Source organism: Methanosarcina sp. A14, from assembly GCF_001729375.1.
Lineage (GTDB): Archaea > Halobacteriota > Methanosarcinia > Methanosarcinales > Methanosarcinaceae > Methanosarcina > Methanosarcina barkeri.
This window is the reverse complement of sequence record NZ_LZPK01000153.1, coordinates 1-9119: the sequence shown is the minus strand read 5'-3', so window position 1 is coordinate 9119 and position 9119 is coordinate 1. Positions and strand designations below refer to the sequence as shown.

Genomic DNA, 9119 nt, shown 5'->3' with positions numbered 1-9119 from the left:
CAAAAATCTGAATAGTCAGGATTTTGAAACAAGCTCAATATTTATTTTATTGAAATTATTACTGTGAAGTAGATACTTTAATTGTACGGGATGATGCAGACGTACCCGACGAAGAAGTACCTGATGATGTAGATGCACCTGATGAAGAAGATGTACCATTACTATCAGGTACGTAGATTACCTTGCCGTCGGCGAGCCTGTAAGCCGTTCCAAGAGCTTCTCCAGTTCCCCCTCCTATGTTATCGGTCATGTTCATTACTTCAATGGGTTTACCTTCTTCTTTGATGACGATCTTCATATCTTGAGCTCCTGGATTTTTGACAATAGTGAAATCCTCACTGGAGCTTAGAAGTTCAGGGAGGTGATATGACATAACAAGCGCAACCAACAAAGCTACGGAAAAGACCATTGCAACATCAAAAACATTTGCAACGTTGACCATCGGGTTTTGCTCATCTTCGTCTTTTAAAAGCCCTGCCCGCCTGTATCTTCTGGATTTTCGCATGATTTCTTCCTCATTACTAAGAGATACTAAGCTTCAGTTCTTTTCCTCAATTGTATCCAGGATATAATCGATATCCGACATATCTTCCCAGTACCAGCGCCGTCTGACCTGTGTAAGTACGTAGCCTATTCCAGCCGCAAAAAGCCCTACAACCGTTGTTGCAAAGGCAATCATCAGGTTTTGCGCAAGAGTTTCGAGTTCTCCTTTCGAAAGCCCTATCAGAGCAGGACCTAATGGAATAAGCGTCCCCATAAGGCCAAGCATGGGACCGATAGTCGAGGTTATCTTTGTATGTTCAAGACGCTTTGCCATCTTGATTTCATATTCCTGCGAAAGCCTTTCAATAGCAAGAAAATGTCGCTCTTTCAGGTATTTTGCAGCATCTCGCGCAAAAGAAGTGACCATGTAATTTTGTTTGATGTTTTCAAGAGCCCTGGATGCTTCCGAAAAATCTGAATTCTGAAGCTCGCACTCAATTTTTTTGCAGTTAGTTTCCAGATTATTCCAGTCTCTACGCCTTTTTGTATATTCGGAAAGGAATTCTCCTAATTGAATCAAGGAAACAAATACGAGAATAGTGAGAAGAAACATTACAGGAATTAACAAAGCCGTTGAGAAGACATTCATCATATTGGATAATAAATTCATAAGGCTCAAAGATCATGCCTCCTTATACGTTCCAGGAAAAAACCTGCAAGGATAATAACTCCAAAAGCCATAAGAGGCATAATTCCTGTTTCTCCTCCTCCGGTTGAAACAAGGTTCATCTTTTTTGTTTGTATATAAGCAGGGATAAGCAGAGCTCCTAAGAGATAATAAATCCCTATCATCATCATTGCACTGCCCATAGTTTCAGGGGTTTTTCCAAACCGGACCTTTCCAAACCTGAAAAGAAAAGAAGAAGCCACTACTGCTATAAAAAAAGCAACTCCAACAAGTAGCCCTACTTTTATCCCGGGAAGGTTAAGACTTTCTGAAAGCAGTATGCAGGAGACTGCAAGAGCTGCCAGACAAACCGGGCAGGGTATGGATATAGCAAGGAAAGTGTGCCTAGAAACATCTTTTCCTAAATTCCATTTTTTCTGGGTGTAAATCCCGGTTACTATCAGAAGCAGGGAAACAAATACATGGATTCCCATGCCCATTGAAGAAAACTTTTCAAAAGCGTCCAAGTTTGTGTGGTCAGTAATGCTTCCGAATAAAAGGGCCAGAAGAAAATAACTACCTCCAACTGCAAAAATTTCTCTTGTACTTATGTTTGAAAATCCGCATCCTATTCCAGATTTAATTCCAAAAACAAGGATACCTATCAAAATTCCAATCACAGTTAATGCCGCAGAATCCATAATACCTTCTGAGCATCTATAGTAAAATTAAATAAAAACTGGTTTTTGGGTAATAATTGTTATCTTTTTGGATAACAATGGCTCATTGAGTGCATTTTTTAGACTAAAAGTTTATATCCACCCTGTTTTCTTAGGGAGGATGAATAATAATTGAGTAAGTTAAAATTAGATTATGTGTAGAAGTTAAAATTGTAAGATAGTAAAATAGTAAAATAGTTTTTTTTAAATGATGGCAGTTGACGTTGATATTAAATTAGAGTTAGAATTTAACAAATATTATGTAAAAATTTACTTTGCTACCAGGCAATGACATAGAAAAAAGAAAAAGAAAAATCCGTAATTAAAGTAAATTTGTTAAAATTAAATATAAAAAAGGCAATGAAAAGATCTGATAGTTTACTTTACTTGTTCTAACAAAAGCAATAATTATAAGTATTTGAGATAAAATAGAGTTCATCATGGTAGTAAATGCTATGCAGAGTTATGGAATGAACGGCGGCAGAGAAAATCTTTTTAAAGCTATTTCAAGCGACACACGCCTCTCAATTCTAGAACACCTGAGTGAAGGAGATATGCACATATCCGGCCTGGCAAGAAAAATAGGGATTTCTGTGCCTGTGGCGGCCAAACATGTAAAAATATTAGAAAAAGCCAACCTTGTAGAAAGAAAAAAGTTCGGAAATACTCATATGATAGGCATCAAACTGAACAATATATATTCATTTCTGGACCACTTTGCAGAAAACAAGAGACTTGAGGTTGAACAGGGTACTACTCTGCTTGAGGCTCTGAAAAGCGTGGCTGCAGTAGAAGTTAAGAAAATGGGGAACAGAGTCAAGGTCGTCTCTACGGATGGAGAAGATGGATTTTATGTATATGAAGTGGATGGCAAATTATCGGATAAAACTGTAGACGAATATGAGTTCTACGAAGATGCCGTCGTAGAGTGGAAAAAGCTGGTGCCCGTAACGAAAAAAAGATTACTGGTAAGCATCAAAAGGTAAAAGCCTACAATGCTTCTTAAAATGCTTAACCCCTTTAGAGGCTCATATCTATTAACATAGAGCCTGCAAAATATCTACTCATGAAATTCTTTAAATGATTAAAAGAGTCCACTGAAAAGAGTCCACTGAAATATGATATTTTACTGTTTCTTCTGAAAAAAACAGAAAACACCTGGAAAATGGACGTGTTACTTCAACTTCGCCAGGACTCCAAGATGGTCTTCGTGATAGGGCATCAGGTCCTTTGCATTGAGAATCTCAAACCTGGGCTCAAAAGCCTGTTCGAGTTTCTTCACCTCTGCCTTAAAAACTTCTTTTGGTTTAGCTACAGTATCTATACTCCGTGCTTTAATGGAAAGCAGGAGATATCCATCCCTTTTTAAAAAACGAACTGCGTTCCTTGCAGCAATCTCGGCCTGGTTGGGCTGTGCGACATCCTGAAAAATAAGGTCCACAGGTTCAACGAGATGAGAATAACTGTCCGGTTTTCCCGCATCAGCAAGGATCGGGTGGATATTTTTCCTCCTTGATGCAAGTCCTATAAGATCTCTCATGCTCCTTGGAGCAAATTCAACGGCATAAACTGCACCTTCCGAAACAATATCAGAGACATGGCTGACCGTTGTACCTGAAGCCGCCCCAAGGTAGAGCACCTTTGAATCTTCCTTGAGTGGAGTGTTAAATTTTTTCAGGACCATGGCTCCAAGCTTGCTCCTGCGAGGGTCCCATGTCCTATACTCAACCCCTTCAACCGTAATTAGTTTTTCTCCATAAACGGTTTTTCCAGAGTCAAGGTTCTTTGTAGCAAGATGTTTTTTGTCTTTTATAACTTCAAAGATCCCATTCGACAACCTTTTGATTTCAGGCATTTACTTTCTCCTCCTTTTCTTTGGCTTTGCTCCACTTTCCTGCCTTTTTTGAGGAGGCCTGGGATTCAAAGTCCTGATCTGCAGGACTTTCGCTTCAAGTTTTTCCATAATAGAGGGCTCTATTTCTCCGGAATAAAAATCAATGCGCGCAGCAAGGGAAAGTTTTGATGCAACGGCTCTTGCTACTTTTCCTCTTACCCACCAGGGCGCAGTATTTATTAGAGGGTGACTGTAAATGATCCCATGTTTTGGAGATGGAGCCCGAGCTCTAAGATGCTTGAAAAGCGCCTTACTGGCTCCTATAACCTGAATGGTGCTAGAGGGAAACTCAGCAAGTTTTTTGAGGCTTCCTGCAAGACTTATTAACCTTGCCCCAAGCATTGGGCCTGCAATAAGTTTCAGGTTAGGTGCAACCAGTTCCATACTGTTCTCAATATAAGCCTCAATCTGTCGACGCCGTTCATAGAGACTGCACACGTTTTCTGCAAAACCTATAAGGAGTATTTCATCTGCAGGTTCAAGTTTTGCACCCATTGAATTTCTGGCTTTTGAATAAAGAGGGTCTTCAGAACCGACATTTTCACGGGAACCGTATTTTACAATAAAAAGTGCAAGATCTTCTCCGCCTAACCCGCTTTCCGGGAAATAGCCACCATACCATTCAGAAAGCCTCTCCGACAGAGCATTTGTCGTTTCATTTATATCATCCAGGGCCTCTACAGCCTGAATAATTCGCTGGTCAGGAGTAAGAGCACCTGAGACCTGAAGTTTTGCAGCCTCCAGAGTAACTTCGTGTAAAAGGGAGTAATACGCGGCAGGGGAGTTTACAAACCCGGATTTTATAGCTGCATTTTTGAGGTCAAAGCCTTCAGGAGGGAGATCCGACTTGCTGTCCCTCAAAGAAAGAGAATGGAGAGCAAGCTCCCGGATGTCTTTTGAAAGAAATAGAGATTCCAGAATTTCTCCTGTGCTGTCGATTTCAAGAGTTCCAAACCAGGTATTGATTTTCAATCTGGCCCTCCAGAGATGTCAGCACCCCGATTCCTTCCCTTTGTGAGCAGGACTCTCCCACCAAGGGACTCGTCAAGCATGCGCTGGGTTTCTTGCTGGAGTCTTTTACCTTCCTCGACGCTTCCGACAATTCCGTAAACTACCGGCCCAAAAGAACTGATGCCCGAGCCACTCGCGCCGTTGTCACGCATGTAATTCATGATATCCAGGACAGTCTGTGACTGAAGTCCGACTTCCCTTTTCTTGAAACCTACAGTTTGGATGTGGTTAATCGCTTTTCCGAAAGTTTCCAAGTCTTCCTCGACAAGTGCAGGAAGCATCTGCATGAGGATCACATGGGAAATTTCCTGAACTTCGGCGAGAGGAATTGGACAATACCTCTTGAAAATATCCACTTCTTCCGCATCGTGCGCCCCTTTACCTTCAGGAATTGCAAGGACAATAGACCAGTCAGGAAAGTTTCTTCTGAAAAGGACAGGACCAGGAGGTACGTGGCTGGCTGAAGAAGGAGAAAATGCACCTTTATCCTTGAACTTATGCCCCCCATCCAAGATAAAACCACCATTTTCAAAAGCAGCAACCCCTATCCCGGATGTGCCGCCCCTGCCGACCGCGACTGCAAGTTCTCTAACGCTTTTTCCCAGTCCATAAGTTCTGTTTACGGCTACTGCTGCCGACAGTGAGGCCTGGGTTCCGGAACCGAGTCCTACATGATCAGGAAGACTATCTTTAATATGCAGCTTTATTCCTTCTCCTGTTGGAAGAAGGGCCTGTACAGCTTTTTGCATTTTGCCTGCTAGAAGAGAATTACCGATGATCTCTATATTATCAGCTTTACTCGCAGAAATTTCCAGGCCGGGATATTCCAGGGTGATTCCCGCTCCCCCATCGACCCTGCCTATCTCTGCATTGAGGTCTATCAGGGTAAGATGGAGTCTGGATGGGGTCACTACTTTAATCATGTATATCTGTACCTCATTACCTATTCATAAAGCTTAGGAATTGAATTTATTTTAGCTCAGGATTAGACTTCCGTTAGCTCAGGAACTAGATTTCCGTTAGCTCAGGAACTAAACTTCCGTTTCCCCCAGAGTTTTTCCTTAATAATCGAATAAGTAAAAGATAAAGTTTTCCTGTTAAACATGAATTTAAGCATTGGAAAAATCAGAGAATATATCCTTACACGAATATCCATACTCCCTCTGAAATCCACCATCGGATTCATGAACACAGGGTTAATGGAAAAACTACAGTGCCTGCATCGGCTATAGGCCAGTCCCGCAACAGCGTGTATAAGTCCACAGAGCATGCCCGTGTCTGCCGGATCGGAAAGGCCAAATGTCACGTCAGATTCCAGACGTTTAATTTTTATTCCATTAAGCAAATCGGAAAATAGACGAAACAGAGGTTTTCTGAGAGATTTGAATGCTTCCATCCCCCAGTGAAGCATTTCTCTGGGAGTCATTTCAGATTCTGGAGCTTCTTCAGTCTCAGGCTCTTTATTTCCTCTTATCTTTGCAATTAGACCCAATTTTTCTTTCTTCTTATCCCCTTCGATTAGTTTTTCTTTGCCCTCACTCTCTTCTATTCTTTTTTCTTTACTCTTATCCACTTCAATTCTATTTTTTTTACTCTCATCCACTTTTATTCTTTTTTCTTTACTCTCATCCACTTCCATTCTTTTTTCTTTGATTTCATTTTCTTCAATCTCTTTTTTGTTCTTCCCTTCAGTCTTATTCTGTGTTTCTGTAGTGACTCCTACATTTTCAGTTTTCTTCAGATCAATCTCATTTTGCTTCTCATTTATTGTTTTATCCTTTCTCGATTTATCCGGTTCTTCAGGAAAACTTTCGCTTTCCTCAGGTTCCTCTATGGAAAAGGTATGGGAAAAGAACAGCCATTTTACAGTAAATATACCTCTAAGTTCTTTCTTTTCTTCCAGGCTCAGGACATTAAGCTTGAAAGTGAGACCTATTGCTGTAAAAAGTATGAATAAAATCAACAGAAAAACCAGCAGAAGAAAAGTGATTACCAGCATATTAACAGGTTAGGGAGAAGAGGATAGTCCTGACTATCCTGAAAACCCATATTTTTTAATTCCGTTTCCTGGAAAGTCCCTTAAATAGGTTTTAGTTCCGGAAATTCGGTAGAAACTTTAGTGGAAACATCCCTCTTCTTCGACCTTGATTTCGGGTCCTTCTACAGTTTCCTTTTCCGGAGTTTCCCTTCCTTTAACTTCCTGTTCCTGCAATTCCTCTTCTTTTTTGTTCTTACCTCTCATGCCCTTGAGCTTGTCCATAATCTCAGGCACAAGATCAGGAATTGAGCTAAGGATTGAACCGGCATCGCTTCGTCCAGAGAGCCGGAAGATCCGAGCTTCTTCTTCAGAAAGCATAATAAATGCCACAGGCTCTATCTTCGCGCCTGCCCCTCCACCTCCGCCATATCCCGACTCAGTGTCTTTCTTGCCTTCTCCCCCACCTGCTCCAAAACCCATTGTAATCCTTGAAATAGGAATAATTGTTTTCCCAGCAGCAGTAATTGGGTCTCCAACTACGGTTTTAGTATTCGCTATTCTCTCAAGTTCACCTGCAATTTCTTTAATAGTGGCTTCTACACCCAACTTTTCATCCCCTTTTTGTATATTGTTTCGTAGATGACGATAATAAATACTTTCGTTTTTATCTTTAATCTAAATTTGGATACATTAATTTTGGACTTAATCATATTTGAGTAATTCTACGCTTACTAACTTAAAGCCAGTTTTAATTCCAGTGAGAAACTTATTTTTATCGTTTTCGAAGGCTATTGTTTTTTTATGTGGGCAACTAAAATCTAAGCCGCCCTTATTTTGAAAGTAATAAATATTTGATAAATAAAAATAAGTTAATAGCCTATAAATAAGATATTCTATTAAGTTAAGTGACCTGGATTATCCGAATACAAATAAATTACATGGATAATATTTTTTATATTTTTAATTTATTCAATATAACATATTCCAGTATATTTATATCTTATTATTCGAATTTCAGCTCAAGTAATGAAATTTACTTAAAGAGTCTTACAAAAGATGAACAAATTCTTTGAATAAGAGAATACTTTTTCATTCGTGCATTCACGTAGGTATTCAGTGTAAACCCCCTTTATTTACAATGAAAGTTTCACCTAAAATTTATTTTAATGGATGGAGGAATTAAAATAAAAAAATTAACCACTATATTAGTAGCTATTTTCATATTATCATTAATATCAAGTCTTGGAGCTGCGGCTGAGATTATAGTGCAGCCAGGAGACTCTATTCAAAATGCTGTGAATAGTTCGTCTTCCGGCGATATAATTACTGTAAAACCCGGAATATATACTGAAAATATTATAGTAACTAAAGATGATCTTACAATTAGGTCAGAATCCGGAAATCCTGATAATACGATAATCAAAGCCAAAAGTTCGGGGGCCAGTGTGTTCCTCTTACAGGGAGACAACATAAAAATAACTGGATTTAAGGCTGTAGGAGCAACTCGATCTGGCAATGCAGGAATTTGTCTGTCTTCGTGTAGTAACTGCATAGTTGAGAACAATAAACTTTTGAACAACTGTTACGGAATATATCTCCTGCGTTGCAAAGAAAATAAGATCTCAAAGAATATAGCTACGAACAATAGGGAATATGGAATTGTACTTGGGACTGCTACAGACAATACCCTTTCAGGAAATACGGCTTTTAATAACGGTCGTGGAATCCATGTTGGTAACTCTGACGGCAACACATTTTCAGGTAATACTGTTCAAGATAATAGTGTTTATGGGCTTTATGTTTGCCCCAGAAGCGACACTAACCAGATTTACAACAATTACTTCAATGACACTAATATGACTATTAGAAATGGGATAGGAAATACATATAATACCAAAAAAACCGCAGGTACTAATATTGTGGGCGGACCTTACATAGGAGGCAACTTCTGGGGAAAACCTGATGGTACAGGATTTTCCAATACTGCAACCGATGCAGACGGGGATGGAATTTCCGATTCTGCATATAAAAACATAAAAGGTAGCATATATTCTGATAACCTTCCTCTAGTTGTTTATAAACCCGGATCGCAAAAACTGGTTGCTGTATTTTATGCATCTCCAAAATCAGGAACAGCACCTTTAAGCGTGAAATTTACGGATAAAAGTACAGGAAAACCAACTAAATGGAAATGGGATTTCGGAGATGGAACATCGTCAACAGAAAAGAATCCAACACATAAATATTCTAAAGCCGGAAAATATACTGTTAAACTTACGGTAACAAATGCGGCAGGAAGTAACACAGCAACAAAATCAAAGTATATCATAGTGAAAACTTCGCAAGCACCAGTTGCTGTATTTTATG

Annotated in this window: 10 protein-coding genes; 2 read left to right on the top strand and 8 right to left on the bottom strand. The window is 39.6% G+C overall.

Features of this window, described 5'->3' with window-relative positions; all coding sequences use genetic code 11:
• Window positions 1-58: 58 nt before the first annotated feature.
• From A9239_RS08055 to A9239_RS08045, 3 genes are read right to left on the bottom strand one after another with little or no spacing between them, the layout of a single operon-like run.
• On the bottom strand, window positions 59-505 hold the full coding sequence (locus A9239_RS08055; protein ID WP_048120023.1) for a DUF2149 domain-containing protein: 447 nt from the start codon (window positions 503-505) through the stop codon (window positions 59-61).
• Between the two features lie 33 nt (window positions 506-538).
• Complete coding sequence (locus tag A9239_RS08050) at window positions 539-1162, bottom strand: MotA/TolQ/ExbB proton channel family protein (protein WP_048120025.1); 624 nt, start codon at window positions 1160-1162, stop codon at window positions 539-541.
• A complete protein-coding gene (locus tag A9239_RS08045) occupies window positions 1159-1851 on the bottom strand; it encodes a DUF2162 domain-containing protein (protein WP_048120026.1) in 693 nt (230 codons plus the stop codon). The genes A9239_RS08050 and A9239_RS08045 overlap by 4 nt, the downstream gene beginning before the upstream one ends.
• 458 nt (window positions 1852-2309) lie before the next feature.
• On the opposite strand from A9239_RS08045, the gene A9239_RS08040 reads away from it, so the two are divergent.
• Window positions 2310-2855, top strand: a complete 546-nt coding sequence (locus A9239_RS08040) for an ArsR family transcriptional regulator (RefSeq protein ID WP_048120028.1) — start codon at window positions 2310-2312, stop codon at window positions 2853-2855.
• 188 nt (window positions 2856-3043) lie between these two features.
• Here the strand turns inward: A9239_RS08040 and A9239_RS08035 are convergent, their stop codons facing one another.
• The 5 genes from A9239_RS08035 to A9239_RS08015 form a co-directional block, all read right to left on the bottom strand.
• Window positions 3044-3724 carry a fibrillarin-like rRNA/tRNA 2'-O-methyltransferase gene (locus tag A9239_RS08035; RefSeq protein ID WP_048120030.1) on the bottom strand — a complete coding sequence of 227 codons (681 nt, stop codon included), beginning with the start codon at window positions 3722-3724 and terminating at the stop codon, window positions 3044-3046.
• Window positions 3725-4735 carry an NOP5/NOP56 family protein gene (locus A9239_RS08030; protein WP_048154453.1) on the bottom strand — a complete coding sequence of 337 codons (1011 nt, stop codon included), beginning with the start codon at window positions 4733-4735 and terminating at the stop codon, window positions 3725-3727.
• A complete protein-coding gene (locus A9239_RS08025) occupies window positions 4732-5697 on the bottom strand; it encodes a beta-ribofuranosylaminobenzene 5'-phosphate synthase (RefSeq protein WP_048120034.1) in 966 nt (321 codons plus the stop codon). Before A9239_RS08025 ends, A9239_RS08030 begins: the two co-directional genes overlap by 4 nt.
• A gap of 101 nt (window positions 5698-5798) precedes the next feature.
• Window positions 5799-6737, bottom strand: a complete 939-nt coding sequence (locus tag A9239_RS08020; protein WP_230628798.1) for a DUF2953 domain-containing protein — start codon at window positions 6735-6737, stop codon at window positions 5799-5801.
• Between the two features lie 153 nt (window positions 6738-6890).
• The gene (locus A9239_RS08015; protein ID WP_048120037.1) at window positions 6891-7358 is read right to left on the bottom strand and encodes a GerW family sporulation protein; all 468 of its coding nucleotides are present in this window, start codon (window positions 7356-7358) and stop codon (window positions 6891-6893) included.
• A 560-nt stretch (window positions 7359-7918) separates the two neighbouring features.
• Here A9239_RS08015 and A9239_RS08010 point away from each other — a divergent pair.
• Window positions 7919-9119 (top strand): NosD domain-containing protein (locus A9239_RS08010; RefSeq protein ID WP_141706412.1); only part of this gene is annotated, 1201 nt, incomplete at its 3' end.

What these genes read in the sequence shown, in the direction of transcription:
- A9239_RS08055 (WP_048120023.1), bottom strand. Translation starts at nt 505, where the DNA reads ATGCGAAAATCCAGAAGATACAGGCGGGCAGGGCTTTTAAAAGACGAA.
- A9239_RS08045 (WP_048120026.1), bottom strand. Translation starts at nt 1,851, where the DNA reads ATGGATTCTGCGGCATTAACTGTGATTGGAATTTTGATAGGTATCCTT.
- A9239_RS08040 (WP_048120028.1), top strand. Translation starts at nt 2,310, where the DNA reads ATGGTAGTAAATGCTATGCAGAGTTATGGAATGAACGGCGGCAGAGAA.
- A9239_RS08035 (WP_048120030.1), bottom strand. Translation starts at nt 3,724, where the DNA reads ATGCCTGAAATCAAAAGGTTGTCGAATGGGATCTTTGAAGTTATAAAA.
- A9239_RS08025 (WP_048120034.1), bottom strand. Translation starts at nt 5,697, where the DNA reads ATGATTAAAGTAGTGACCCCATCCAGACTCCATCTTACCCTGATAGAC.